We start from the raw sequence: 25861 nt of genomic DNA, 5'->3' as shown, positions 1-25861 counted from the left end.
TCTTACACCAGTGCAAATGCAATGCCCAGCAGGGCAAAGAGCAGATTGACCAGCCAGAAGCGTTGCACTACCTGCGTTTCGCTCCAGCCCAACAGTTCAAAATGATGATGAATGGGCGCCATTTTGAAAAAGCGCTTTCCTTTGGTGATCTTGAAGTAGGTGGTTTGAATGATGACACTCACCGCTTCGCTCACAGGGATGATCGCGATGAGCGGGAGCAACAGCCACTGTCCGGTCATCAGAGCCACCACCGCAAGCACTGCCCCTAAAGGCAACGAGCCAGTGTCACCCATGTACAGTTGCGCAGGGTGGACATTGAACCACAGAAAGCCGAAGAGCGCTCCCACCACGGTAAAGCAGAAGCGCGCCAGGAAGACCTGCCCCTGGAAGAGGGCAATTGCCCCATATGCAGCGAACGCGGTGGCGGAAATCAGTCCCGCCAGCCCGTCTAACCCGTCGGTAAAGTTGACTGCATTGGATGCTCCTACGATGAGGAACATGGCAATGGGAATGTACAGCCAGCCCAGCGAGATAGGCTCATCCAGCGGGGGCCAGTACAGTTCGGGAACTTCCAGAATGTATTTCAAGGCAAAGGCGATAATGAACGCCAGCACCACCTGAAGCAGGAATTTGGTGCGCGCCCGCATGCCCAACCCACGGCGAGGACCGCGGATGCCTTCCCAGTCATCCACTGCGCCGAGGACACCGTAAGAAAGCAACACAAGCACCGGCAGCAGCACCGAGCGCCCCAACACGTTCAATCCCAACAGGGAAGCGGCATTTAACAACACCGTCAGCAGCACCACCGGCAGGATGAAGAGCACACCGCCCATGGTGGGTGTGCCCATCTTGGTCATGTGGTGTGCTGGACCTTCCACCCGAATGATTTTGCCGATGCGGAAATGATGGAGGATGCGCAGAAGCGGGCTTCCCCAAATCACGGTAAGCATGAACGAGAGCATGGAGAGCGCAATCGCCAGCGTGGAATCGCTCATCCTACCACCTCCAGCGCGCTGACGATGCGGTCCATGCGTAAACCGTGCGAGCCTTTAATCAAGACAACATCTCCTTCCTTGAGTAGGGGTCTGAGCACTTCAATTGCCTGAGAAGTATCGGGAACCCAGAAAATCTTCTCGGGTTTCATTCCGGCTTCCCGGGCGGCTCGAGCAATGATTTTACTCAATTCCCCTACAGCCACCAACACATCGGCAACTTCGGCGGCACGCACACCGACTTTCTCATGCCCGCTCTGTTCATATGGACCCAGTTCCAGCATGTCTCCCAACACGGCAATGCGTCTTCCCTTCATCTCGTGGAGGATTTGCAGAGATGCCAGGGTCGACTCCGGAGAAGCGTTATAAGTGTCATCCAGAATCAGTGCACCGCTGGAAGAGCGCACGGCTACCAGGCGCAGTTGCGTGGGAGAGCGTTGAAGCCCGTGGATAATTTCTCCCCAGGTTAACCCTTCCACGATTCCTACCGCGGTAGCCCGCAATGCAGTTTGTACCGAGTGATGGCCAATCAAAGGCACCCGCACCGAGAAAGACTCCCGTCGGTAATGCAGGCGGAAGCGAATGCCTTCCAAGCCCATGGTTTCGATTTCATCTGCCCACAGATGCGCTTCGGGTGTCAACCCGTAATACAGGATCTGGGCTTGGGTTTTATCTGCCATCCAGCGCACCCATGGGTCGTCATGGTTCAGGATGGCGTATCCACCCACAGGCAGGGCTTGCACCAGTTCTGATTTTCCTCGCGCAATGGCTTCTTGGGAGCCTGCTCGTTCGGCATGCACGGTGCCGATATTGGTAATGACCCCGACCTGAGGTTGGGCAATGTCGCACAGCAGGGCAATTTCTCCAGGCACGTAGAAACCCATTTCAAGTACGGCACGTTCATGGCCTTTGCCAAGCCGCAACAGGGTCAGCGGTAACCCGATTTCATTATTCAGGTTGCCCGGATTTTTCAAAGTGCGGTAGCGCTGAGAAAGCACCTCGGCAATCAATTCCTTGGTTGTGGATTTTCCCACACTGCCGGTAATGCCGATGACCCGGATATTCAGGCGTCTGCGCCAGTAACGTGCCAGTTGTTGCAGTGCTTCAAGCGTGTTGTTCACGCGCAGGCAAAGCGGTTGTCCGGGAATCCACGAAGCCGGGAAGGCCAGGGGGGTTTCCGGAGAAACGGCTCTCAAATCAAGGGTAGGAAAGTCTTGAGGGAGGTCTTTCTCCACCAGCGCCAGGATTGCACCGTTCTGGAATGCTGCACCGACAAATTGATGCCCATCGGTGCGCACTCCCGGAAGCGCCACAAACAAAGACCCCGGGATGACCTGACGGGAATCAATTGCCGCCTCACTGAAGGTGAGGGGCTTTTGCATGTCTATATGCTTGCCGGTCAGGGCTTCCAGAACGTCCGTCAGGGTCAACACTTCTCTTTCTTACTCCTCTCTACGGATTGTTGGCAATTTGCCAGCGCACTTCATCGGGGGGAAGGTCCATCAATATGACTAAATTCTGCACAATATCTCTGAAGAGCGGTGCGGCAACCATCGACCCCCATGGAGACGAACGCGGTTCTTCCAGCCAGACGTAGATGATAAACCGCGGGTCATCCACGGGACCCCAGCCGACGAAAGAGGCATTGGTTGTGCCATCTTTATACCCCCCGTGAATAGGGTCATACACTTCAGCAGTGCCGGTCTTTCCTGCCAGACGATACCCGGCAACCTGAGCATTTTTGTAACTTTCGCTTTCCAGAGACTCTGCCAGCATTTGGGAGATGGTTTCGGCGGTTTCGGCTTTGATAGGACGCGCAATCACCTGAGGGCTGATTTCATATTTTTCGTTGTTCTGCACAATGGCTTTGACCACATGAGGGGCTACGATTTTTCCATGGTTTGCCAGCGCGTTGATAGCGGTAATCATCTGGATTGGGGTGACGGCAATACCCTGTCCAAAGGAATTGGTGCCCAGGTTGACGTCGCTCCAGAGTTGATCACCCGGAGTAAAGTAAGGTTGCGAAGCCTCTCCCGCCAGATCAATGCCTGTGAGATGCCCAAATCCGAAACGGTTGACGTATTCATAGAAGCGGGTTGTTCCCATCTGGTCGGCAATCCATGCCATGCACACATTCAGGGAGTAGCGTAAACACCCGGTCATGTCCTGCGGTCCCCATGCACCCCGGTCCCAGTTGCGAATGGCATATCCTTTGATGTAATAGACCCCTGTATCAATAAAACTGGTTGAGGGTTCGACTACGCCTGCATCCAGTGCTGCTGCCATGGTGATGGGTTTGAAGGTTGAGCCCGGCTCATAGGTGGTGTCAATAGCGCGATTGACATTCGGCTTTTTTCCGAAAATTTCCTCAAGTTTCCAGTATTCATTCGGATTGAAGCGCGGCGAGACAGCCATTGCCAGAATTTCCCCTGTTTCGGGGTCCATGACGATCACCGTCCCTGAGAGGGAGCCTGTATTTTCTACGGCGAGGTCCAGTTTCTCTTCAACCATGCGTTGAATGTTCCGGTCGATGGTGGTCACCAGGCTGGCGCCGGGAGGCAAATCAGGTACTTCGGTGACCAAAGAAGGATCTAGAGAGCGCACTACCTTGACAGGTGTACCTGTCAGCAGGTCGTTGTACTTTTCTTCCAGACCGTAGTATCCTCTAGGATTGTCCTGAGGATAGGCGTAGAACCCCAGTACGTTACTGGCAAGAGATCCCTCCGGGTAGTAGCGTTTCATCATCAAATTCCAATCTAATCCCTTCAGACTGGGGGGAATCTCGTCTTTTCGAAAGCGACGGTTTTTGTTTTCCTCTTCAAGGCGTTTCGCTTCGTTCTCCACCTGGGCTTTGATATCGGCAGGTACGAACCGTGCCAGGGTCACATACCGGGGGTTTTCCTCGGTTACCCCGATAGAATTTTCCTGTAAGAGTTTAAGGACTTCACCATAATTCAAATTCAGATAGGTGGCAAGCACCGTTGCAATGGTTTCGTGATCCTTGGCGTAGCGGAGATCGGCGCTCAGTTCATAGGTTTCCAGATTCCCTGCCAGCAGGTTTCCCCAACGGTCGTAGATGTTGCCCCTGACCGGATACAAAGTTTGTTCGTAGATTCTGTAAGTCTCGCCCTGTTCGAGTAGCACAGGGGCTTGGGGATTGGAGAGAATCCGAATCATCCAGATAAAAGCAAACAACCCGACTGCTGTCAGGATGCCTCCAATCAGATAATAGCGGGTAAAAGAGGTCTGCTGACTCATGGCAGGGCTCCTCTCTGGAGATTTTCAATTTGAGCCAGCCCCTGGAAAAGCCAATCAGAGAGTGATTGTTGATAACTGGACTTAAGAATGATCGTCTCCTCCTGAGAGGAAGGTGGCGGAGGGAGAACAAGTGTAGTTTGTTTTCCCGGATAGCCCGGAACAGTCATGTACACAATCTCTTCCGGTGTGGCTGGGCGGTATCCCAGAAGTTTCGCCCGTTCTTCCATGACGCTGGCAGAAGATTGCAGGGCAATTTCGGTATTCAGGGAAGCGATTTTGTATTCCAGAAATTCCTTCTGCTTTTCCAAACGGCTGATCTCAATGGCTGCTTCTGCCGATTCCACGGAAATGGTCAGCGAAATCCACACCAGCAGAACGGAAAGGAACGCCAGAATCAAAAACAGCATCCCTTTTCGGGTGGCTTTGCGCCATGGGGCTTGCTGATAAGCCTGTTGCAGTGTTTTCTGCACCATTCCCTGTATTCCTCCCGATTGCTTTTCACGTTTCATCGGCATTCCTTGCAATACTCATGCCAGAGCAATTTTTTCCGCCACGCGCAGCCGGGCACTGCGTGCACGGGGGTTTTCCCGAACTTCCTCGTCACTCGCCTCAATCGGGTGACGGGTAACCTCTCGCAAAGAGGCTTTGTGTCCACAGGTGCACACCGGCTGTTCCGGTGGACAAAGGCAGTCGCGGCTTTCTCGGCGGAAAAAGTGTTTGACCAGCCGGTCTTCCAGAGAGTGGAAGGAAATCACTGCCAGCCGCCCGCCTGCTTTCAGACATTCCACCGCCTGAGGAAGAACGGTTTCGATGGCTTCCAGTTCCCGATTTACCGCAATGCGCAGGGCTTGAAAGGTGCGCGTTGCCGGGTGGATGCGTTCGCGTTTGCCGCCTACAATGCGAGCAACCAGTTCCGCCAGTTCACGGGTGGTGTGGAGCGGGCGGGCTTGAACAATGGCTCGGGCGATTCTGCGAGCATAACGTTCCTCTCCATACTCCCACAGGATGCGCGCCAGTTCTTCCTCGGGGAGGTGGTTAACCAGGTCTTCCGCGGTGGTGTCTTGGCAAGGGTCAAAGCGCATATCCAGTTTCCCCTCGGCGCTGAAGGAAAATCCCCGTTCAGGCGTATCCAACTGCATGGAAGAAACTCCCAGGTCGAATACAATGCCATCCACCTCTTGCCATCCCAGAACTGCCAGTTGTTCCTTCAGGGTCACGTATGAGGCTTGCACCAGATGCACCCGTTCTCCGAAAATAGAGAGGCGCTGGCTTGCCAGTGCCAGCGCCTGGGGATCTGGATCCAGCCCTAAGAGTTCACCTTTGGGACTGGATGCTTCCAGAATGCCAGCGGCGTGACCCCCCGCGCCAACCGTTGCATCCACATACCTGCCGGGACTGTGTGGACGTAATGCGAGTATAATTTCTTGGTAAAGTACAGGACGATGAGGAACAGAAGCCTCGCTCATGCACTTCCCTCATCGTTCATCGCGTGTGAATCTCAAATGCGGCGAAGCGGTGTTCGTTGACTTCCGCATTTTGTAGCGAGGACTCTTGTTTAAGCCACTCTTCTTTAGACCAGATTTCAAAATAATCTCCCACTCCCACCAAGATGACATGATTTTCAATCCGGGCAAATTCCCGCAAGTATGCGGGGATGAGGAAACGCCCCAGTTTGTCGAAAGTCACCGGGGAGGCTGAAGAGAAAATGAGGCGTTTCAGCGTGCGTGCATCCGGATTGGTCATCCCCAGTTCGTTCAGGTATGTGACGACTCGCTCAAAGACCTCAGTGGTGAGCACCATCAGGTTGCGGTCAAACCCCTGGGTGACGTATGCGCCGCTCTTAATCAGTTCCCGGTACTTTGCCGGGATGATGATGCGGCTCTTATCGTCAAGATTGTGTTCAAATCGTCCCAGGAACATTTGTTCTACCCCTGTTATATACGCCAAACGCCGGAGGTCCCGGCGCCGACTACCATCACAATCCACTTTTTTCCACTCGTATCCACAGTATATCCAAAATATCCCACAAATGCAAGTGGGAAAACCACAAGAGACTGTAACAAAATTGGTGGGCGAATTTTCGAAAAAAGGAAGGAAGAGAGAAGACGGGGGGAGAGGAGGGAATTACGGGAGGGCTCATGCCCAGAACTGACAGGCAACTGTGCTTCCGCGGAGCAACCCGGCGGTGGTTTTATATCGCCTGGCTTGCTGGGCGCGGCTCTTGAGCCTGCCAATCATCTGTTCCGTGCGATTATTGGTCCAGGGAATACCCACATCAGCATAGAAAGCCACATAGCGTTGCCAATCACGCGATAAGCGCAGGATCAGGTCGCGGAGTTTTTCCAGGGGCGTGCGTTTTCCTTCCGGTGGTGTACTCCTGCCCGGCAGGGATTTCCACAGGCGGTGTAAGAGGCGGTCTCCATGCAATGGCAGGTCGCGCAGGATTTCCTCGACCTTTTCAAGCACCCCCTGCCAGGCTGGATCCAACTCAGCCTGTAACCCCTTCAAAGCATGCTTTACCCAGCGCCGCACATGAAACTGACAGACCTGATGCCCTATCTCCAGTTCATCGGTCAGTTGCTTGTAGATCGCCAGATCATCGCTCACGATGGCGCCGATGTCATGCATCTCTTTCAACCGTTTCAGCCAGGTGAACAGAGCCCGGCTGTCTTTCTCGTCTACCTCGGCAACCTCCAGCAGACTACCATCTCCCAGATCCACCGCCACCATCACTCCTTTGCCTCCCACCCAGGCTCCATCTACCCCCACCACCCGCACGCTTTTCCATTTCAATTCCCCCATCAACTTTTCCCCCTCTGCCTGTACATGCCGCCACCCGCTCATATGACTGAGCCTCAGCCCAAAGATCCTCAACACCCCGGCTACCCTGCGATAACTCAATCCCAGTGACCACAGGATCACACTCAATTTCTTCAACCGTTCACTGTGCCGTCCATTGCCTACCCCCTCCGGATAGTCCCGAAAGGTGCGCCTGCACCGTGTGCATCGATACCTCACCACCTCGACATGACGAACTTTGACATCCTCGATGCGCCTTTTCTCCACTCCCCATCGCTGGAATGTCTCCCCCTGACAATATGGACAGCGCTTCGGACGAGCAGGCTTTTTTCGTTTTACCTGTGGCAGTTGGAGTATAATCTTCATGGAAGGGCTCCTGGAGTTGTGATATCAATATCTTACAGGATCCCTTCCTTTTTTTCCCTTTCTCCACCAAGTTTGTTACAGCGTCAACCACAATTTAACCAATTTGCAAGGAAAGGATTCCACCATGACGCCGCAAAACTATCGTTCCCTCTTCTCCGGACTGGATGTTCCGGTACCATTGCTCAACGGAAAACAACAAGTTTATATCAACCTGGATAATGCCGCTTCGACGCCTCCTCTCAAAGCCGTAGAGGATGCAATTGACCGTTTCCTCCCTTATTACAGCAGTGTGCATCGGGGGACGGGATTTAAGAGCCAGTTATCCACCCATGCCTACGAAAGCGCTCGTCGCAAGGTGCTTGAATTTCTGGGAGCAAGAGAAGATGAACATACCTGTATCTTTGGCAAAAACACCACCGAGATGATTAACCGGCTGGCAAAGCGTTTCCCTTTCACTCCTGAACGGGATATGGTCATTGTCAGTCTGATGGAACATCACTCCAACGATTTACCCTGGCGTGGAGTGGCAAAAGTCTTGCGGGTGGGGTTGCTTTCTGACGGAAGACTCAACGAAGACCATTTCGATTCTTTGCTGGAACAGTATGGTTCGCGTGTGGCGCTGGTTGCTATCAGCGGTGCCAGCAATGTGACCGGTTATCTCAATCCTATTCATCGCTTAGCCGAGAAAGCCCATCGGGTGGGAGCGCAGATTATGGTAGATGCGGCACAACTGGCTCCCCATCGCGCTATCGCTATGGGGGTCCTGGACGATCCGGCGCATCTGGATTATGTGGTGCTTTCGGCGCATAAGATGTACGCACCTTTTGGTACAGGTGCGCTGGTCGGACGAAAGGATACTTTCTCTCGCGGTGAGCCGGATCACCGTGGCGGGGGGCAGGTGGAGTTTGTCACCGAAGATGAGGTCGAATGGACGGGCGCCCCGGAGCGTGATGAAGCGGGCAGCCCTAACACTATTGGAGCAGTGGCGCTGGCGGCGGCGATGAGCCAGTTGGAACGGGTAGGTATGGATGAGGTTGCCCGTCACGAAGCCGAGTTGACGGCTTACGCGCTGGAGAAACTCAATGCCATCCCCTGGGTGCGCCTGTTTGGCGATCGTGACCCCGCGCGGGCTTCTGAACGCCTGGGGGTGCTTCCCATGCAAATTGAAGGCGTTCCTCATTTTCTGGTAGCGGCAGTATTGGGGTATGAGTTTGGTATTGGCGTGCGCAGTGGTTGTTTCTGTGCGCATCCTTACCTGCTTCATCTTCTGGAAGTTTCTCCCGCCGATGCTGAGCGGGTACGCAAGCGTATCCTGAAGGGCGACCGCCGCGAAATGCCGGGGATGATTCGCGCTTCTTTTGGGCTGTACAACACCCCCGAAGAGATTGATGCCTTTGTCGAGGCGCTGGCGGCAATCCGCCGGGGGGATTACGAAGGCGTGTACTATCAGGATGTAGCCACGGGAGAATACCGCCCAGAAAACTACTCGATTCGATTTGAAGATTACTTTACATTTGAGAGTTAAGGATTATGAAACCAGAAATTTTTGCGCTTCTCACAGCCATTCTCTGGGGGGTGGGCGGCTTCTTTGAAAAGAAAGGACTGCATTTGGGTAACCTTCCCCCCACGCTGGGCATCACCATCCGGACAGCCGTGGCTTTGTTGATTCTGGGAGCGGCAAGTTTCCCGCAGTGGAAATTGTTGCCTCAGGCTGGCACGAAAGCCTTGCTCTATATGGTCATTGGCGGCGGCGTGGTCGCCGGGGCGGCAGGCATGTTATGTTTTTATACTGCACTCAAGGGTGCGCCTCTGACGCGGGTGATGCCGATTGCTTTCACCTCGCCGCTCTTTGGGGCGTTGATGGGCATCCTCTTTGCCGGAGAACCACTCACCCTGAAGACGATTTTGGGCATGGCGCTGACCATTGGTGGAATTGTCCTGCTGACAATTGGCTAGAAAGGCGCATCTCAATACACAAACTCGCGGATGTCGTAGCGGCTGATGTGCGGAGTGCCGCCCTCTTCGCTGAATGAAAGTGCCTGCTCAATGGCTTCTCCCTGAGCGATGCGCTCTTCCGGTGTGAGTGGACGAAGGTTGGCTTGATAGGCGTCCCGGGTGTATTGCATGCCTTCGTCTTCCACCAGTTCGGAGAAGTAAATCAGGTCGTCGGCATCCAGCGGCATGGCTTGGAGAGCGCGGATGCTGTCGGCAACATGCTGAGCAGAAAATTGATGCCCGCCTGCTCCGAGCAGCAGGATGATGCCCACGGCAACCCCGCCGCGCTTAATGGCTTGCACGGCTTGTACCACATCTTCTGCTGTGCCGGGTTTTTTCAGGAAGCGCAGTAATTCGTCATTGCCGCTTTCCATGCCGATATAGACCCGTTGCAGTCCCAACTCCCGCAGGCGGGCATAGTCTGCGGGAGTTTTCTTTTCGGCGCTGAAACCGTCCAGAAATGCGTAGATTCCCCCCAGTTGTTCGACATCAAATTGTTCATGAATGGCTTCCATGAGCGGGACAAGGCGCGGCATGGGAATGACCAGTGCATTGGCGTCACCGAGGAAAATGGTGCGCCGCAGGCTCAAACCTTCTCCCAGAAAATCCCGCACGGCTTTCATGTGTTCCCGGAACATTTCGGGGGTTTTGATGCGGAAGGGGCGGTCACGGTAGAAATTACAGAAGGTGCAGGTATTGAATGAACACCCTTCAGCGGCTTGCAAAACCACTGCCATGTACTGGTCAGGTGGTAGAATGCCTACTGGACGATACACGGCATGATAATGGTCAATATCCTGACGATAACGCTCGGGGGTGAACGCCGCGGCACGGGTCAGGAATGTCCAGCCGGTTTCATCCAGCGGCGGGTTGAGAAGAACCTGTCCGGTTTGCAGGTGGGCGAGCAGGTCTGCGCAGAACCGGCGGGCGTTTTCCTGCAAGGTTTGGGCTTCGACTTGAGACAGCCAACGCCGCTCACGCTGGCTGTTCCCTTCCTGCCATTTGGCGACGATTTTGCCATCCAAACCCCTGCGGTACGAAATGTTCTGGACAATGCCCGTCCAGAAACGCCCTTCGCCGTCGAAAGAGTATACCTGCGTGTCTCTGCCAGATTGCAAACTCAGAGTCAGGCAGTTGGGTTTGGTGGAAATCGTCAACGATTGTCCACGCCAACGTGTCAGGATGACCATAAACCATGCTCCCTTGTTGAATAGATTCTCTTTGATTATACGGAGTCTCAGCCAATGGGAACGTTCCCGGCTCTGGTATAATCTTTCCCAATAGAGGTATTCCCATGCAAGAAGAAATGTTAAGAGAATTGTTGCAAGCCGTACAGCGTGGTGAGATGGATATCAACGATGCCATGCAACGCTTACGGCTTCTGCCTTTTGAATCGGTAGGCGGTTTTGCGCATCTGGATCAGCATCGCGCCATTCGTTGTGGATTTCCGGAAGTGGTCTTCGGGCAGGGTAAAACTCCCGAGCAGGTAGTGCAGATTGTCCGCCGCCTTGCCGAACGCAACGATCGCGTCCTGGTGACACGGGTCGCCGCGGAAATGGCACAGGTGGTTCTGGAACAGATCCCTGAAATGGCCTATCACGCTGTGCCGCGCTTGCTTATCCTGAATCGCTCCCCGGATACGCCCAAACGTCCGGGCATTGTGGTGGCAACGGGTGGAACAGCCGATATTCCGGTTGCCGAAGAAGCCGCCATGACCGCCGAATTGATGGATCAACAGGTGGTGCGCCTGTACGATGTCGGTGTTGCCGGGTTGCATCGTCTGCTGGGACATCTGGAAGTGCTCCAGCGGGCGCGGGTGATTGTGGTGGTGGCGGGAATGGAAGGGGCGCTTGCCAGTGTGGTGGGCGGGCTGGTTTCTGCCCCGGTGATTGCCGTGCCTACCAGCGTGGGCTATGGGGCTAATTTTCAGGGGCTTTCAGCCTTGTTGACCATGCTCAATTCCTGCGCGACCGGCGTTTCGGTGGTCAATATTGACAACGGCTTTGGCGCAGGTTACCTGGCTGGATTGATTAACCGGCTGGGAGATCCTGCCTGATTTTTTTATGGGTGTGAACATGGACGTATCTCTGCAGAACAAATATCAATCCCTGAAAACTTACCTGGCTTCGCTGGGGTCGGCTGTAGTAGCCTTTTCCGGTGGTGTGGATAGCGGGCTGGTGGCGGTGGTAGCGCATCAGGCACTGGGCGAGCGCATGCTGGCGGTGACGTTGCAGTCTCCTGTTGAAACACCGGATGGAGTGCAGGCAGCCATTCAGGTAGCCCGGCAGTTTGGCTTTCCTCACCGGGTGATGCCTTATGATGACCTGGAAAAGCACACCTTTGTTGAAAACACCCCGGAACGCTGTTATTTCTGCAAACGCGAACGCCTGGGACTGCTGGTGGAACTGGCGAAGCAGGCGGGCTTTTCTGCTGTACTTGAAGGAAGCAATGTAGATGACTTGCAGGATTACCGTCCTGGCAAGCGTGCCGTTAATGAATTAGGGGTGCTCAGCCCGTTAATTGAGGCGGGTTTGACCAAAGACGAGGTGCGCGCGCTTTCCCGTGAACTGGAATTGCCGGTGTGGAATCGTCCCAGCGCGCCCTGTCTGGCAACGCGCTTCCCTTACGGAATGCGCATCACCCGCGAAGGGCTGGAACGGGTTGCCCGGGGCGAGGAATTTCTCAAAAACCTGGGGTTTACCCTCGTGCGGGTACGCGATTACGGTACGATGGCGCGTTTGGAAGTCTCACCCGAACAGGTGACTGAACTGGTAGCCCGGCGCGAGCAGGTGCATGCCTTTTTCCGTTCGCTGGGATATGCCCATGTAGCGGTGGATTTGCTGGGATACCGCTCAGGAAGTCTCAATGAAGGGGTGGTGAAATGAAAATTGCCTATGTGGATGCTTTCTCCGGCGTCAGCGGCGATATGCTCTTAGGCGCGTTGCTGGATGCGGGCATTTCGCTGGAACGCCTTACCCAAGCCCTGCAGTCACTGCATTTACCTGAGGAAATTCATCTCAACCTTACGCAGGTGCAGAAGGGAGCCATGCGGGCTTCGCAGGTACAGGTGCAGGTGCCGGACAGCCACCATCACCGCCATCTGAGCGATATCGAAGAAATTTTGTCTCAGAGTACTTTGCCTGAAATCGTTCTTCAAAACAGTCTGAGGGTGTTCCGTTTGCTGGCAGAAGCCGAGGGTCGGGTACACGGCATTTCTCCCGATGAGGTGCACTTCCATGAAGTTGGTGCGCTGGATGCCATTGTGGATGTGGTAGGGGTGAATCTTTGTCTGCATGAACTGGGCATTGAGCGTCTGTATGCCTCTGCGCTTCCCTACGGACAGGGCAAAATCACCGCCGATCACGGTGTGCTTCCTCTACCTGCGCCGGCAACGCTGGAAATTCTGGCGCAGGCGCATGCGCCTTTGCTTCCGGTTTCTTCTCCCTTTGAACTGGTTACGCCGACCGGAGCGGCTCTGCTGGCGGCGCTGGCAACCTTTGAGCAACCCTCTATCTGTTTGGAGTGCATTGGAACAGGAGCGGGACAGCGGGAATTACCCTGGCCCAATATTTTGCGCGTGTGGATCGGCTCGACTCCGCCGAGGGAGGATTTGCCTTTGGTGCTGATGGAGACCAATATTGACGATATGAATCCGCAGGTGCTTGGCAGTGTCATGACACAACTGCTCGAGGCGGGCGCGCTGGATGTGTTTTTTACCCCCATTTACATGAAGAAAAATCGTCCTGCCGTGCAGGTCTCGCTCATTGCACGCAAGAGTGAAGAAGGGGTGCTTGCGCAACTGCTCTTGCGGCACACCACCACTCTGGGACTGCGCGTTCAGCCCATTTATCGTTATGAAGCCCAACGGGAATTTCATCAGGTAGAAACGCCCTATGGGTTAATTCCCTTGAAAGTGAAACTTTTGGATGGCAAACGGGTCTTCGCCCAGCCGGAATATGAGGCTTGTGTACAGGCGGCACAAACCCATCAGGTTCCGGTGATGGATGTCTGGCAGGCGGCACTGCTGGCAGGGCAGTCTTTGCTGAATCATTAGGATGGTTTGGCGTATGGCGCTGACGTTTCCCGATTGGATTCAACCCTGTGGAGACTCTTCTCTGCTCATTATCCTGGGCGGGCAAATTTCCATTTCGCTCAATCGGCAGGTGCATGCGATGGCGCATGGCTTGAAAGCGCGCGGCATTTCCGGCTTGGAAGAATTCGTGCCGGGCTATGCTACCCTGCGGGTGGATTATGATCCGCTGAAATGCTCTGTTGAGGATTTGCTCTACCACATTCAAGAGGTGCGGGAAAGCCTGCCGGAAGACAGCGCATTGCCTGCACGTGAGGTGGTGATTCCCGTGCATTATGGCGGCGAAGATGGACCGGATTTGCCCTTTGTGGCTCAATATACGGGTTTAAGCGAAGAAGAAGTCATTCGGCGGCATACGGCTGGACGTTATCCGGTGTTTCTGATGGGCTTTCTGCCGGGTTTTCCATATCTTGGGGGAATGGACGAAAGCCTTGCCGCACCCCGCCTGGATACCCCACGCCAGCGTGTACCGGCAGGCAGTGTGGGAATTGCTGGAAAACAGACGGGCGTTTATCCCCTGGACTCTCCCGGAGGATGGCGCATTATCGGCAGGACATCCCTGACCCTCTTTGATGTCACCCGCGAACCGCCGTTTCTTCTTCAACCCGGCGATGTGGTGCGTTTTGTAGCAGTGGAGGCGTGAACATGGCTTTCTGGGTGGAACAGGCAGGCTGGTTTACCACTGTTCAGGACCTGGGGCGCACGGGCTACGAGCATTTGGGGTTGCCAGCCGGCGGGGCAATGGATCCCTTTGCCTGCAAAGCGGCGAACCGCCTGGTGGGGAATGAAGACTCTGCCGCGGTGCTGGAATTTTCCGGCGCTGGTCCAACGCTTTGGTCAGATACGCCTGCTTTGATTGCGCTCTGCGGTGGCGGCTTTACCCTGTGGGTGGATGGCATGGAAATGCCCGCCTGGACGGCGGTGCGTGTGCGCGCCGGTCAGCGGGTGGAGTGCCGCCCGCACCTGGCGGGCTTCTGGGGGGTGCTGGCTGTCTCTGGCGGCTGGGATGTCCCTGAGGTGTTGGGGTCTCGTTCTACGTTCCTGAAGGCGAATCTGGGTGGCTATCAGGGGCGTTTGCTTCAACCCGGCGATTGGCTTTTTTCTCTGCGCGAAGGCTGGCTTCCCGAAGAACGCGCCGGAGCAGTGCTTCCCGCATCTCGGCGTCCGGTGTACTCTCCGGAAGCGGTGATTCGTGTGGTTCCGGGACCGCAATGTGCCTGGTTTGGCGAGGAAGGGGAACGGGAATTTCTCTCTGCCATCTTTCAGGTCAGCGCACAGTCCGACCGCTTGGGATATCGGTTGACAGGTGCAACTGTTCCCCGGCGGGCGGGAGAACTTCTCTCCGAGGGAATACCGCGTGGGGCAATCCAGGTGCCGCCGGACGGCAATCCCATTGTGATGATGGCGGATCATCCCACTACCGGCGGTTACCCGAAGATTGCCGGGGTTATTCGTGCCGATTGGGGGCGCATGGCGCAACTTCGCCCCGGGGAAGGCAAGGTATGTTTTGAAACCGTCACGCTGGAACAAGCGCATCAGTTATACCGCGAACTGATGGCAAACCTGAACGCCATTGAACTGGAAAATTTCTCGTTCTGGATGCGAGGTTGAAATGGATTTGAATTGCGACCTGGGTGAAAGTTTTGGAAATTACCGTCTGGGCAATGATGAAGCCCTGCTCTCCATTGTCACTTCGGCAAATATTGCCTGCGGTTTGCACGCTGGCGATCCGCTGGTGATGGGGCGGACGGTCCGCTGGGCTGTATCAAAAGGCGTGGCAATTGGCGCGCATCCCGGCTATCCGGATTTACAGGGTTTTGGCAGGCGCGAGATGAACATGAGCGCGGAAGAAGTTGAAGCCTTTGTGCTGTATCAGATAGGGGCATTAGCGGGTTTTGTCCGCGCCGAAGGTGGAGAACTGGTGCATGTCAAGCCGCATGGCGCGCTTTACAATCAAGCCGCGAAAGACCGTGCGCTGGCGAGAGCCATTGTTCAGGCTGTCAAGCGTTTCAGCCCTCACCTGATTGTAGTGGGGCTGGCTGGCTCGGTGCTGGTGGAAGAAGCCCGCGAGGCAGGCTTGCCTGCCGCCGCAGAAGGTTTTCCTGACCGCGCCTATAACCCGGATGGTACTCTCAAGTCCCGCCGCGAACCCGGCGCGGTTTTGCAAACCGTTGAGGCAGTTTGTCAGCAAGCCATTCGATTGGCAACACAGGGAGCGGGCGAAGGTACTCAACGCGTGCCGGTAGACACGCTTTGCATCCACGGCGATGGAGCACATGCGGTGGAATTTGCCACTGCTGTTCGTGAGTCTCTGCTGACCGCTGGGGTTGCTTTGCGGTCGCTAAGCCCTGAGAGTTTACGGTTATAATCGAGTTAATGCGCAGGTTCTTAAAACTCCTTTCGGGTATTATTATTGTTTTATTGATCGGGGGGCTGGTCAGTCTTGCTGTTCCGCCCGTGCGGGAGCGTGTGTTCTGGCATGCGGATCAATGGCGCATTCGCCTGCAGTATGCTCTGCGACCGCCGGAGAAAGAAGTTTTTATCCCGCAGGAACAGCCGCGCCTGACTCCCACTGCTCTCAATACGGAGGATGGGGCGGCTCCCGAGCCTTCGGCAACGCCATTGCCTACGGCTACGCTGCAACCGGAAGTGGCGCTGGATACCCCTGTTCCCACGCCTACCCCTCGCGTTTTACCGGCATCAGTGCGCCTGGATGGGGTCAAGTACTTCGATCAGCACGGGTTGTGGAATTACTGCGCGCCTGCCAATCTGGCAATGGCGCTCTCGTTCTGGGGGTGGAATGGCGACCGAACCGATGTGGGCAAATGGGTTAAGCCGTTCGAGAAGGATAAGAATGTCATGCCTTACGAACTGGCAGACTATGTGCGCGAGCAAACCCAACTCAGTGTCATTCAACGTTATGGCGGTACGCTTGAAACTTTGAAAACCCTGATTTCGGGTGGCTTTCCGGTACTGATTGAGAAGGGCGCTTATATGACTGACCTGAGCGGGAAGGTGTCCTGGATGGGACATTATGCCGTGGTGAATGGGTATGATGATGCCAAAGGCGAGTTTCTCACCCAGGACTCATATTATGAAGCCAATTACCCGATTCCTTATCAAGAACTGGAATCGCAGTGGCGCTCATTTAATTTCGTCTTTCTGGTTATTTATCCACCTGAACGGGAAAATGAAGTGCTGGAACTGCTCGGTCCGCTGGCAGATGAAGAACAAGCCCTGCGTCAGGCGCTGGCGCGCGCTTCCGATGAACTCTACCGTCTCGACGGGATTGATCAGTTTTTTGCCTGGTTCAATCGCGGTACCAGCATGGTGGGATTGAAGGATTTTCTGGGCGCTTCGGCGGCTTACGATGAAGCCTTCCGCCTGTACCCTTCTCTACCAGAAACACGTCGCCCCTGGCGAATGCTCTGGTATCAGACGGGACCTTACTTTGCTTACTATTACACAGGACGTTACGCCGATTTACAATCCCTGGCAACTCAGACCATCGAGTCTGCCAGCGAGCCTTACCTGGAGGAATCTTTTTACTGGCGCGCCAAAGCCCGCGAAGCGCTGGGAGATACGGAAGGCGCCATTCAGGACTTGAAAACCAGTTTGCAATACCATCCAAATTTCAGTCCTTCGGTGGCAGCACTCCAGAATCTGGGGGTGATGCCTTGAGGAAAAAGACAGGAGAAGCGGGGTGAAGATTCTGCACTTTTCCGATGCGCACATAGATATTATCTCGCAGGGGAAACTGGACCCCTCTACAGGACTCCCTGTCCGCGTGCTGGATTTTCTCAAAGCCCTGGACAAGATTGTAGATACGGCTATTGAGGAGCGGGTGGATCTGGTGCTCTTTACCGGCGATGCCTATAAGGATCGCACTCCTGTGCCCACGTATCAGCGAGAGTGGGGCAAGCGCATCAAGCGCCTTTCCGAAGCCGGTATTTTGACGGTGATGATTACCGGCAATCATGACGTTTCTCCCGCTCTGAGCCGTGCGCACGCCCTGCAGGAGTACGAAACCCTGAGCATTCCGCATGTGCGGGTGTGCTCCAGACCACAATTTCTAACTCCGCAGGATCTGGAAGGACTTCCGCTTCAGATAGCGGCTTTGCCATGGGTTCCGCGCTCAGGTTTCATGATTGCTCAGGACAATGGTTTGCCGGAGATTGACATCCTTAATCAAAAATTGGAAGATGCCATTACCCAATTAATCACGTACTGGCTCGAAAATAGGATAGATTCCAATCTGCCTGTGGTTTTTGCCGCCCATGCTTCAGTGGAAGGGGCACAGTACAGCAGTGAACGCAGCATTATGCTGGGGAATGAGGTCTCTCTGAGCCGTGGGCTGGTTTGTGACCGGCGCTGGACGTATGTTGCCCTGGGACATATCCATAAAGCCCAGAATTTGAACGAAGGCAACCATCCACCGGTGATTTACCCGGGTTCGATTGAACGCGTCAACATTGGTGAAGCCAGAGAAGAGAAATTCTTTGTACTGGTACACCTGGATGGCAAACAGGTTAGTCACATTGAGTGGAAGAAACTGGAAGGAAGACGGTTTATTGACCGGTCAGTCAGGGTGGAACGGCAGGAAAATTTCATGGAAACCATCCTGCGGGAATTTCCGCCCCAAAAAGACCTGGAAGGGGCTGTTTTCCGCCTGGTAGTGGATTACCCTGCGGCGTGGGAAAAACTGTTGGATGAAGCCGCTTTGCGCCGGCATGCCGAGGGGGCTCTGGAATTCATGCTGGTACGCCGTCCTCAACGGGAACTACGGGTGCGACTTCCCGAAGGGGTGCTGGCAAGCGATATGTCGCCCCTGCAGTTGCTGGAGATGTATCTTGCCAGCATAAAAGTTTTCCCCGAAGAGATTCAAGCCATTAAATCGCTGGCGCAGGAAATCCTTTGGGGGGGTGAGTTGGAGGAAACAAAGGAAGTCCTGTGATTTTCTGGAACATCCTTTTGCTTCTATTTCTGATTTTGCTTAACGGCGCGCTGGCGATGGCGGAGATTGCCGTGATTTCTTCCCGCCAGATTCGCTTGCAACAGCGGGTAGAGGATGGCGATAAACGTGCTGAAACTGCCCTGGAATTGATGCGTTCGCCCAGCCATTTCCTCTCTACCGTACAAATTGGCATCACCCTGATTGGTATCCTCGCGGGCGCGGTAGGGGGGGCACAACTGGCAACGCCACTGGCGGAGTGGATTGGGCAGATATCCTGGCTTTACCCGTATCGCCAGGAACTTGCGCTTGCTCTGGTCGTTCTGGTGATTACCTATCTCTCGCTGGTGTTGGGGGAACTCTTGCCCAAACGCGCCGCGCAACTGAACCCTGAGGAAATTGCTGTTCGTGTTGCGCCCTGGATGAAGTGGCTGGGAAAAGTAACCAATCCTTTGGTAGTCTTGCTGGGGGCTTCTACGGATTTTCTTCTGAAGTTATTGGGCTGGCAAAAAGTGCTTTCTCCCGATCTGACGGAAGAGGAAATCAAGGGCATCATTGAGCAGGGGGTTGAGTCGGGCATTATTGAACAGCGCGAAACGGACATGATCGAAGGTGTTTTGCGTCTGGGCGATCGTCTGGTCAGTGCTTTTATGACCCCACGCACGGAAATTGAGTGGCTGGATGTGGAAGACCCATGGGAAGTTAATCGCGAGTACATCATCAGCAGTTCGCACAATTATTTTCCTGTTGCGCGTGGGGATCTGGATAATGTGCTGGGCATCATTAATGCCAAGGAATTGCTTGCCGTTGCTACTCCCCAGCCTGTGGATTTGAAAGATTACCTTAAACCCGCCCTGTTCCTTCCTGAAAGCACCACGGCGCTGAAAGCGCTGGAAGCATTGCGTACTGCCAGCGGTAATCTTGCTCTGATTCTGGACGAATACGGTGGTTTGCAGGGCATGATTACCCTGTTCGACCTGATGGAAGCCATTGTTGGAGAGATCCCCTCTTATGGGGAAGAAACGGGGCAGGCGATTATCCGACGGGAAGATGGCTCTTTGCTTGTAGATGGTTCACTCTCTGTGGATGTGTTCAAGCAACTGCTTCAGGTAGAGGAATTGCCTGAGGAAGAGCGGATTGGTTACCAGACAGTGGCAGGGTTTGTGCTGGCTCAAATGGGAACCATTCCATCGGTTGGACAACATTTCGAATGGAATCGCTATCGCTTTGAAGTAGTCGATCGGGATGGATTGCGCATTGATAAGATTCTGGTGAAGCCTGTATGATACCCAAGCGTCTTTTCATCGAAGGATTTTTGTCGTATCGCCAGCCGGTAGAGGTGGATTTAGAGAACCTCTCGCTTGCCTGTATTTCCGGGTCGAATGGTGCGGGAAAATCGTCCCTGCTGGATGCGATTACCTGGGTATTGTTCGGTAAAGCCCGCGCGCGAGATGACGCGCTGATTAACAGCACCAGCGAGAGGGCCGCTGTACAGTTTATCTTTGAATTTGAAAAAGAAACATATCGGGTTACCCGTGTTAAACCACGCAACAAGACCACTGTATTGGAGTTTTGGGTGCTCGATTCCCAGTCCCATCAGTGGACGCCATTGACGAAAGCCTCTCTAACGGCTACTGAGCAAACCATTCGCAGTGTTTTGCGCATGGATTATGAAACCTTTGTGAATGCTTCGTTCTTCTTGCAGGGAGGCGCAGACCGCTTTGCTCAGCAGAATCCTGCGGAGCGCAAGAAAATCCTCAGCAGTATTCTGGGACTGGAAGTCTGGGAAGAGTATCGCGAGCGTGTTGCCGATGTTCGCAAAGAGGTGGAAGTTCAGGAAAAAAGCCTTGCCCGAGATCTTGAAGAAATCGAACAGGAACTCAGACAGGAGCCCGCACGGAAACAGGCACTGGAACAAGCCCAAAAACAGTTGCAATCCCTTACTCAGCAGAGGGAAGCGCTGGAGCGGGAATTTCACACCCTGGAGCGTTTGAAAACAGCGCTGGATGAACAGAAGCGGTTGCTGGACGTGTTGCGGAAACAGGATGCCGAGATTGTCCGCCGATGTGAAGAACTGTCTCGCAAGTTAGCCGAATTGGAAGACCGTAAAGCCCTGCTGGAGGCGCGCCTTTCCGAAGCCGACTTGGTGGATGAGCGCTTTGCAGAATACCAGCAAATCCGCCAGGAACTGGAGCGCTGGGAGAAACTGGCGGCAGAGTACCTGCGGCTGGAACAGCAACGCTCGATCCCTCTGCAACAAATTGCTGCTGCCCGGGCAGGGCTGGAGCAGGAAAAAATCTCGCTGCAACAGCAGGCTCAGAAAGCGTCGAAAAACGCGCTTCGCTTGCAAGAACTGCAAACCCAGATCCAGGAATGGCAGAAAAGGGAGCGGGATCTGGAGGAAAAGGTGCAATCCCGCTCTGAGCGGGAAGCCCAAATGAACTCTCTGAAAGAAGAGCTGGCGCACCTGAACGCTGAAAATGGACAGCGTCTCCAACAAATGAATGAAATCAAGGAGCGGATGGAGCGCCTTTCCCAAGCCAGTGGAGCGCTGTGTCCGCTGTGTGGACAGCCTTTGGGAGAAGAAGAACGTCAGAATCTGATTGCTTCTCTGGAGCAACAGGGCAAGCAACTGGGGGATACTTATCGAGCGGTGAAGGCTCGCTTAAAGGAACTTCAGGAGCAGATTCAGGAACTGCAAAGCACGTTAACCAGCCTGAACCTTCTGGAGGCAGATTGGCAGTCCCTCAAACGGCAAATCGAGGTCGGGAATGCTGAGGTGCATCGTTTGCAGGAAGATCTTGCTCACTGGCAGCAAGAAGGCGCTGTGCGGTTGGAGGACATTGAACGACTGCTGGAAGAAGAAAATTATGCGCTCGAAGCACGGAAAACACTGGCAGAACTGGATGCGCAGATTCTTGCCCTGGGATATGAGGTTCAACAGCATGAAGCCTGCCGCAAACAGGTGCAGAGCCTTGCCTGGGTGGAAAATGCCCTGCAGGAAGTCCAGACTGCTCGAGCACAACTCCAGCCGCTGAGCCAACAAATCGAGGAAACCCGTCAGCAACTGGAAGCAGAGCAGAAAAAACGTTCCGAGCATGCAGAGGAACTGCACCAGGCTGAAGAGAAATATACTGCGGATGTGTCTGCTTTGCCTGATCTGGACGAGGTGGAGAAGAACCTGCGACGCAAGCAACTGGAAGAAAATCAGCAACGGGATGAAGTTGCCCGTGCCCGCCAATGGGTGCAGGTGCTGGAGCAGTTGAAAATTCAGAAGCAGGAGTTAACCGCCCGGCGGAGCATACTTCTCCAGCGTTTGCAACGCCTGTCAGTGCTGGAACGTGCCTGTGGAAAAGATGGTGTGCCTGCCTTGCTGATTGAACAAGCCCTGCCTCAAATCGAGGAACATGCCAATCAACTGCTGGAGCGTCTTTCCAGCGGCTTGATGTCGGTGCGTTTCAGTACTCAGCGGGCGTTGAAGACCCGAGAAGAACAAAAAGAAACGCTGGATATCATCATCAGCGATTCAGTGGGAGAACGTCCCTACGAGATGTTCTCCGGTGGCGAAGCCTTCCGTATTAATTTTGCTATCCGCCTGGCGCTTTCCCGGGTGCTGGCGCATCGTTCTGGGGCGCGTTTGCAAACGCTCTTCATTGATGAAGGTTTTGGCAGTCAGGATACCGAAGGTCGCCAGCGCTTAATCGAAGCCATCAATCAAATCCGCACCGAGTTTGAGTGTATTCTGGTAATCACGCATCTGGAAGATATGAAAGATGCCTTCCCTGCCCGTATTGAAGTGGAGAAGACGCTCAACGGTTCTCAGGTCAGGGTGATTCAATGAGTATTTCCATTCCATACCGCGTAGGTATTCAACAGCGGGTACTGCCAGCCTATCGAGCGGCGTTTTTTGACCTGCTGGCGCAGGCTTGTGAGGGCGGGCTGAGTGTCTTTGCAGGTCAACCCCGCCCAGAAGAAGCCCTGGGGCAGCCGGCTGTATTACGCAAGGCTCAGCACGTACAGGCACACAATCTTCATCTGGGCTCGGGACGACTCTATACCTGCGTTCAGCGTAATTTGTTCGAGTGGTTGGGGCAGTGGAATCCTGATGTGCTGATTGTCGAAGCCAACCCGCGCTATTTGAGCACGCCCGCCGCAGTGCGCTGGATGCACGCTCAACATAAACCGGTCATCGGCTGGGGGTTGGGGGCTCCCCCGGCACGCGGTTTCTGGCGTGAGGTTCTCCGCGAGCGCTTCCTTCGTTTGTTCGATGCTCTGATCACGTACAGCCACAGTGGAGCAGAGCAATACCGCCGTTTGGGATTTCCACAGGAGCGGATTTTCGTTGCCCCCAATGCAGTTACACCACGACCGGCAGAAGTTCCACCGGAAAAGCCGCCGTCCTTTTCTTCGGGGCGCCCCATGGTGCTTTTCGTGGGCAGATTGCAGGCGCGCAAGCGCGTGGATTTACTCCTTCGGGCTTGTGCCGCATTGCCACAACCTTTACGTCCCCGGCTCATTGTAGTTGGCGAAGGACCGGAACGAGGCACATTGGAAGCGTTAGCAAACAGCCTCTATCCAGAAACGCTCTTTGTGGGCGAAAAGCGGGATGAGGAACTAGAACCTTACTGGCAGATGGCAGACTTGTTTGTCCTGCCCGGTACGGGTGGATTAGCTGTCCAGCAAGCCATGGCACATGCACTGCCAGTAATGGTAGCAGAGGCGGATGGTACTCAGGAAGACCTGGTTACCCCTTTGAACGGCTGGCGGTTGATCCCCGGCGATTTGGACGACTTAACCCATCGTCTTGCTGAAGCCCTGTCCCAGCCAGAGCGCCTGCGGGAGATGGGAAGGGCTTCCTTTCGAATTGTTGCTGAGCGAGTTAATCTGGATGAAATGGTGGCGGTCTTTGCTCAAGCCATGACCACGGTTATGCGTACGGGAGGATGAACATGCGCATCATGCTGGTTGCCGATGGACGCAGTCCCATTACCCGGCGTTATCTGAAAGTCTTGCTGGATTTGGGGGTTCAGGTTACTCTGGTTTCTTCTTTTCCGTGTGCTCCTGTGGAAGGCGTGGAGGGGATGTACACTTTACCAGTGGCGTTTGGGCGCTTTGCCGGCACCCAGTCGGGCGCGGGTTTGGATCAGCCTTATAAAGCCAATCAGGGAGCGCGCAGGGCAGTGGCACGTTTCCGCAAAGCCTTCCTTTCCCTGCGTTACTGGCTTGGCCCACTGACCTTGCCTTTTTATAGCGCCCATTTGCGCAGGATTTATCGCGAAGTACAGCCAGATGTGGTGCACGCCCTGCGTATTCCCTTTGAGGGCATGATGGCATCCGGATTGCCGGAAAATGCCACATTGCTGGTATCCATTTGGGGAAATGATCTGACTTTGCATGCACAGGGGTCTATTTGGATGAATCTTCTCACCCGCCGGGTGTTGCGCCGCGTCAATGGTTTGACGGCAGATGCTTATCGGGACATTCGCCTTGCCCGCACGATGGGCTTTCGTTCATCCTTCCCTTCCGCTGTTTTTCCCGGCGCAGGGGGGATTGACCTGCAAGCCTTTGAACATCTCAAACGGGCAGGGAGCGAGCCGCGCTCCGATCCCATACCGGCAGGTGTGCCGCTGGTGATCAATCCGCGGGGATTTCGCCCCGGCAGTGTGCGCAATGATGTGTTTTTTGAGGCTATCCCGCTGGTATTACAACGCTATCCCAAAGTGGCATTTATTTGTCCGGCAATGGCGGGACAACCCGAAGCCGAAGAAACCGTGCGCCGTTTGGGCATTCAGCGGCAGGTTGTCCTGCTCCCCTACCTGCCGCAGGAAAATTTGTGGGAATTGTTTCTGCGCGCTACGGTGATGGTATCCATCAGTCAGCATGACGGTACGCCCAATTCTTTACTCGAAGCCATGGTGGCAGGTTGTTTCCCCGTAGCAGGGGATATCGAGTCCATCCGTGAGTGGATTACGCCGGGGGTCAATGGCTTGCTGGTTCAGCCGAATCGCGCCGATCAGGCGGCTGATGCCATTCTGATGGCATTGGAGAACGCCGATCTTCGCCTGAGAGCGAGGGAGGCTAATCGTAAAATCATTGAAGAGCGCGCCGAGGTAGGCAAAGTCAAACAGCAGATTCTTTCGTTTTATCAACAGTTTATGGAATGAGATGAACTTAAACCCAAAGCCGTCCTTACGCCTGAAATCGCATGGACGGCTTTGGGGTTGTTTCTCTTGTGCTTTCTTTAGCGATTCAGAATAAACGACAGGATAATCAGAACCACAAAGAAAGTGCCTGCCAGCGTGCCAATCCGTTTCAAGTCCCGAATGATGGGAGTGTAATCGGGGTTGAAATCCGAGGCGGTGGCACGGCGGGAGATTGAGCCAGTGCCGGAAGCAGTGGCTTGGGGGGTGGTTGCCTCAGCGGGTTGAGGGCGAGAGGCGCTTGTACTGCGTTTGAACTTTTTAGCCATTTTCTCTACAATCCTCCATCCTAAAAACAGGGTAAGTTTATCAGTGTCCCTGTAAAGATGCAATAACTACAATGCGCTGATTGTCAATCATGTAGGGGTAGCAGGAAATCAGCGTGGCAATAGGCTCACGACTGGATGCCAGATATTCTACCGCAGTTGGTTCCACAATGTTGATTTGCTGTACCACATAAACAAATGCCTGCTGGGCAGTGGAGATGATGATCTCATCACCGGGTTTAAGGCGGTCCAGATCGCGGAAGATTTCTCCATAAATGTCATTGTGGGCAGAAAGGACGATATTCCCTTTTTCACCAGGATTGACAGTGCCCGGGTGTTGACCGACGCCTTTCTTTAACTGTTCCCAGCCATCTCCCTGTACTACAGGCGCATCCACTTTGATCGCCGGAATCTGGATGCGAATGGCATGGGTTGGACCGGGCGTGGGCATGGGGATGTTTGCCAGCGATTGCACTGATGCCCGCAAATGAGCAGGAATTTCCTCTTCATTAAATCGGGCGCCGCCCGGCGCGTTGGGCGGGGTGTGACCTGAGGGCAAGACTACGGCTGAAATCAATGGGGTTGGGGTAGGGGAGGCTTGCACCAGTGCTGAAGCAACTTCCTGGTTCAAATTGCGGATCAGATTCATGCCGTTGAGCAGAATCAATGCCAGCCCGATCACCGCCAGGACTTCAATGGCAAGCAGGATCCGGTCAATCCACAATTTTCGTTTGGGAAGGGGGGCTTCACCCTCTGGGAGCAAAGGCTCGGAAGAACCTTCCAGAGGCGAGACATAAGGCGCCGGTTCCACCATAATCACCCGACCGGTGCGGCGGTATGCTTCCAGTCGTTTATGGCGCTCCCTGCGGTGTTTCTCGATGAGCAACTGGCGCAGTTCATCAACCGTCAATTCATCAATGGAACGATGCCGAGCCACCTTATTC

Annotated in this window: 24 protein-coding genes; 14 read left to right on the top strand and 10 right to left on the bottom strand. The window is 54.5% G+C overall.

The window, feature by feature from the left end; translation table 11 throughout:
- Positions 1-2: 2 nt before the first annotated feature.
- From mraY to ANT_RS11630, 7 genes are all read right to left on the bottom strand, one after another.
- Entirely contained in the window at positions 3-995 is a 993-nt protein-coding gene (gene mraY / locus ANT_RS11660) for a phospho-N-acetylmuramoyl-pentapeptide-transferase (protein WP_013560727.1), read from the bottom strand.
- On the bottom strand, positions 992-2425 hold the full coding sequence (locus tag ANT_RS11655; protein ID WP_013560726.1) for a UDP-N-acetylmuramoyl-tripeptide--D-alanyl-D-alanine ligase: 1434 nt from the start codon (positions 2423-2425) through the stop codon (positions 992-994). The genes mraY and ANT_RS11655 overlap by 4 nt, the downstream gene beginning before the upstream one ends.
- Before the next feature lie 19 nt (positions 2426-2444).
- Positions 2445-4250, bottom strand: coding sequence for a peptidoglycan D,D-transpeptidase FtsI family protein (locus ANT_RS11650; protein ID WP_013560725.1), 1806 nt, complete (start codon positions 4248-4250; stop codon positions 2445-2447).
- Positions 4247-4759, bottom strand: coding sequence for a hypothetical protein (locus ANT_RS11645; RefSeq protein ID WP_041455011.1), 513 nt, complete (start codon positions 4757-4759; stop codon positions 4247-4249). Before ANT_RS11645 ends, ANT_RS11650 begins: the two co-directional genes overlap by 4 nt.
- 18 nt (positions 4760-4777) lie before the next feature.
- Entirely contained in the window at positions 4778-5716 is a 939-nt protein-coding gene (gene rsmH / locus ANT_RS11640) for a 16S rRNA (cytosine(1402)-N(4))-methyltransferase RsmH (protein WP_013560723.1), read from the bottom strand.
- 16 nt (positions 5717-5732) lie between these two features.
- Positions 5733-6170 (bottom strand): division/cell wall cluster transcriptional repressor MraZ, encoded by a 438-nt coding sequence (mraZ, locus tag ANT_RS11635; protein ID WP_013560722.1) that lies wholly within the window; start codon positions 6168-6170, stop codon positions 5733-5735.
- Between the two features lie 216 nt (positions 6171-6386).
- Complete coding sequence (locus tag ANT_RS11630) at positions 6387-7415, bottom strand: IS66 family transposase (RefSeq protein ID WP_013558534.1); 1029 nt, start codon at positions 7413-7415, stop codon at positions 6387-6389.
- Between the two features lie 124 nt (positions 7416-7539).
- On the opposite strand from ANT_RS11630, the gene ANT_RS11625 reads away from it, so the two are divergent.
- Both ANT_RS11625 and ANT_RS11620 read left to right on the top strand, forming a co-directional pair.
- Positions 7540-8940 (top strand): aminotransferase class V-fold PLP-dependent enzyme, encoded by a 1401-nt coding sequence (locus ANT_RS11625; RefSeq protein ID WP_013560721.1) that lies wholly within the window; start codon positions 7540-7542, stop codon positions 8938-8940.
- Between the two features lie 5 nt (positions 8941-8945).
- Positions 8946-9371 (top strand): EamA family transporter, encoded by a 426-nt coding sequence (locus ANT_RS11620; protein WP_013560720.1) that lies wholly within the window; start codon positions 8946-8948, stop codon positions 9369-9371.
- Between the two features lie 11 nt (positions 9372-9382).
- Here the strand turns inward: ANT_RS11620 and ANT_RS11615 are convergent, their stop codons facing one another.
- Positions 9383-10600: a radical SAM protein gene (locus tag ANT_RS11615; RefSeq protein ID WP_013560719.1), complete on the bottom strand. Its 1218-nt coding sequence runs from the start codon at positions 10598-10600 to the stop codon at positions 9383-9385.
- 104 nt (positions 10601-10704) lie between these two features.
- On the opposite strand from ANT_RS11615, the gene larB reads away from it, so the two are divergent.
- Genes larB through ANT_RS11555 form a run of 12 tightly spaced genes read left to right on the top strand, consistent with a single transcriptional unit; the run spans position 10705 to position 24615 of the window.
- Positions 10705-11466, top strand: coding sequence for a nickel pincer cofactor biosynthesis protein LarB (larB, locus tag ANT_RS11610; protein WP_013560718.1), 762 nt, complete (start codon positions 10705-10707; stop codon positions 11464-11466).
- Positions 11467-11485: 19 nt separating this feature from the next.
- Positions 11486-12295: an ATP-dependent sacrificial sulfur transferase LarE gene (gene larE / locus ANT_RS11605; protein WP_172634622.1), complete on the top strand. Its 810-nt coding sequence runs from the start codon at positions 11486-11488 to the stop codon at positions 12293-12295.
- Complete coding sequence (larC, locus tag ANT_RS11600) at positions 12292-13464, top strand: nickel pincer cofactor biosynthesis protein LarC (RefSeq protein WP_013560716.1); 1173 nt, start codon at positions 12292-12294, stop codon at positions 13462-13464. Before larE ends, larC begins: the two co-directional genes overlap by 4 nt.
- Positions 13465-13477: 13 nt before the next feature.
- The gene (pxpB, locus tag ANT_RS11595; protein ID WP_013560715.1) at positions 13478-14143 is read left to right on the top strand and encodes a 5-oxoprolinase subunit PxpB; all 666 of its coding nucleotides are present in this window, start codon (positions 13478-13480) and stop codon (positions 14141-14143) included.
- Between the two features lie 2 nt (positions 14144-14145).
- Positions 14146-15111 carry a 5-oxoprolinase subunit C family protein gene (locus ANT_RS11590; protein ID WP_041455010.1) on the top strand — a complete coding sequence of 322 codons (966 nt, stop codon included), beginning with the start codon at positions 14146-14148 and terminating at the stop codon, positions 15109-15111.
- 1 nt (position 15112) lies between these two features.
- Positions 15113-15868 carry a LamB/YcsF family protein gene (locus ANT_RS11585; RefSeq protein ID WP_013560713.1) on the top strand — a complete coding sequence of 252 codons (756 nt, stop codon included), beginning with the start codon at positions 15113-15115 and terminating at the stop codon, positions 15866-15868.
- An 8-nt stretch (positions 15869-15876) separates the two neighbouring features.
- Entirely contained in the window at positions 15877-17181 is a 1305-nt protein-coding gene (locus tag ANT_RS11580; protein ID WP_013560712.1) for a C39 family peptidase, read from the top strand.
- A gap of 22 nt (positions 17182-17203) precedes the next feature.
- Positions 17204-18454, top strand: coding sequence for a metallophosphoesterase family protein (locus ANT_RS11575; protein WP_013560711.1), 1251 nt, complete (start codon positions 17204-17206; stop codon positions 18452-18454).
- On the top strand, positions 18451-19737 hold the full coding sequence (locus tag ANT_RS11570; RefSeq protein ID WP_013560710.1) for a hemolysin family protein: 1287 nt from the start codon (positions 18451-18453) through the stop codon (positions 19735-19737). The genes ANT_RS11575 and ANT_RS11570 overlap by 4 nt, the downstream gene beginning before the upstream one ends.
- Positions 19734-22292 carry an AAA family ATPase gene (locus ANT_RS11565; RefSeq protein WP_013560709.1) on the top strand — a complete coding sequence of 853 codons (2559 nt, stop codon included), beginning with the start codon at positions 19734-19736 and terminating at the stop codon, positions 22290-22292. Before ANT_RS11570 ends, ANT_RS11565 begins: the two co-directional genes overlap by 4 nt.
- Entirely contained in the window at positions 22289-23398 is a 1110-nt protein-coding gene (locus ANT_RS16555) for a glycosyltransferase family 4 protein (RefSeq protein ID WP_013560708.1), read from the top strand. Before ANT_RS11565 ends, ANT_RS16555 begins: the two co-directional genes overlap by 4 nt.
- Positions 23399-23400: 2 nt before the next feature.
- Positions 23401-24615 carry a glycosyltransferase gene (locus tag ANT_RS11555; RefSeq protein ID WP_041455009.1) on the top strand — a complete coding sequence of 405 codons (1215 nt, stop codon included), beginning with the start codon at positions 23401-23403 and terminating at the stop codon, positions 24613-24615.
- Between the two features lie 77 nt (positions 24616-24692).
- Here the strand turns inward: ANT_RS11555 and ANT_RS11550 are convergent, their stop codons facing one another.
- Positions 24693-24920, bottom strand: a complete 228-nt coding sequence (locus ANT_RS11550) for a hypothetical protein (RefSeq protein WP_013560706.1) — start codon at positions 24918-24920, stop codon at positions 24693-24695.
- 40 nt (positions 24921-24960) lie between these two features.
- Positions 24961-25854, bottom strand: a complete 894-nt coding sequence (locus ANT_RS16550; RefSeq protein WP_049784898.1) for a sortase — start codon at positions 25852-25854, stop codon at positions 24961-24963.
- Between the last annotated feature and the right edge of the window lie 7 nt (positions 25855-25861).

The sequence above is a fragment of the Anaerolinea thermophila UNI-1 genome, assembly GCF_000199675.1.
Lineage (GTDB): Bacteria > Chloroflexota > Anaerolineae > Anaerolineales > Anaerolineaceae > Anaerolinea > Anaerolinea thermophila.
The sequence above is the reverse complement of the archived record's forward strand: the minus strand, read 5'-3'. Positions and strand labels throughout refer to the sequence as shown.

Excerpts from the sequence above, each read along its gene's own strand:
- larC (WP_013560716.1), top strand. The coding sequence starts at position 12,292 with ATGAAAATTGCCTATGTGGATGCTTTCTCCGGCGTCAGCGGCGATATG.
- ANT_RS11615 (WP_013560719.1), bottom strand. The coding sequence starts at position 10,600 with ATGGTCATCCTGACACGTTGGCGTGGACAATCGTTGACGATTTCCACC.
- ANT_RS11555 (WP_041455009.1), top strand. The coding sequence starts at position 23,401 with ATGCGCATCATGCTGGTTGCCGATGGACGCAGTCCCATTACCCGGCGT.
- larE (WP_172634622.1), top strand. The coding sequence starts at position 11,486 with ATGGACGTATCTCTGCAGAACAAATATCAATCCCTGAAAACTTACCTG.
- ANT_RS11620 (WP_013560720.1), top strand. The coding sequence starts at position 8,946 with ATGAAACCAGAAATTTTTGCGCTTCTCACAGCCATTCTCTGGGGGGTG.
- rsmH (WP_013560723.1), bottom strand. The coding sequence starts at position 5,716 with ATGAGCGAGGCTTCTGTTCCTCATCGTCCTGTACTTTACCAAGAAATT.
- ANT_RS16555 (WP_013560708.1), top strand. The coding sequence starts at position 22,289 with ATGAGTATTTCCATTCCATACCGCGTAGGTATTCAACAGCGGGTACTG.
- ANT_RS11565 (WP_013560709.1), top strand. The coding sequence starts at position 19,734 with ATGATACCCAAGCGTCTTTTCATCGAAGGATTTTTGTCGTATCGCCAG.
- ANT_RS11625 (WP_013560721.1), top strand. The coding sequence starts at position 7,540 with ATGACGCCGCAAAACTATCGTTCCCTCTTCTCCGGACTGGATGTTCCG.
- ANT_RS11585 (WP_013560713.1), top strand. The coding sequence starts at position 15,113 with ATGGATTTGAATTGCGACCTGGGTGAAAGTTTTGGAAATTACCGTCTG.
- ANT_RS11630 (WP_013558534.1), bottom strand. The coding sequence starts at position 7,415 with ATGAAGATTATACTCCAACTGCCACAGGTAAAACGAAAAAAGCCTGCT.
- pxpB (WP_013560715.1), top strand. The coding sequence starts at position 13,478 with ATGGCGCTGACGTTTCCCGATTGGATTCAACCCTGTGGAGACTCTTCT.
- ANT_RS11550 (WP_013560706.1), bottom strand. The coding sequence starts at position 24,920 with ATGGCTAAAAAGTTCAAACGCAGTACAAGCGCCTCTCGCCCTCAACCC.
- larB (WP_013560718.1), top strand. The coding sequence starts at position 10,705 with ATGCAAGAAGAAATGTTAAGAGAATTGTTGCAAGCCGTACAGCGTGGT.
- ANT_RS11645 (WP_041455011.1), bottom strand. The coding sequence starts at position 4,759 with ATGAAACGTGAAAAGCAATCGGGAGGAATACAGGGAATGGTGCAGAAA.
- ANT_RS11590 (WP_041455010.1), top strand. The coding sequence starts at position 14,146 with ATGGCTTTCTGGGTGGAACAGGCAGGCTGGTTTACCACTGTTCAGGAC.
- ANT_RS11580 (WP_013560712.1), top strand. The coding sequence starts at position 15,877 with ATGCGCAGGTTCTTAAAACTCCTTTCGGGTATTATTATTGTTTTATTG.
- ANT_RS11650 (WP_013560725.1), bottom strand. The coding sequence starts at position 4,250 with ATGAGTCAGCAGACCTCTTTTACCCGCTATTATCTGATTGGAGGCATC.
- mraY (WP_013560727.1), bottom strand. The coding sequence starts at position 995 with ATGAGCGATTCCACGCTGGCGATTGCGCTCTCCATGCTCTCGTTCATG.
- mraZ (WP_013560722.1), bottom strand. The coding sequence starts at position 6,170 with ATGTTCCTGGGACGATTTGAACACAATCTTGACGATAAGAGCCGCATC.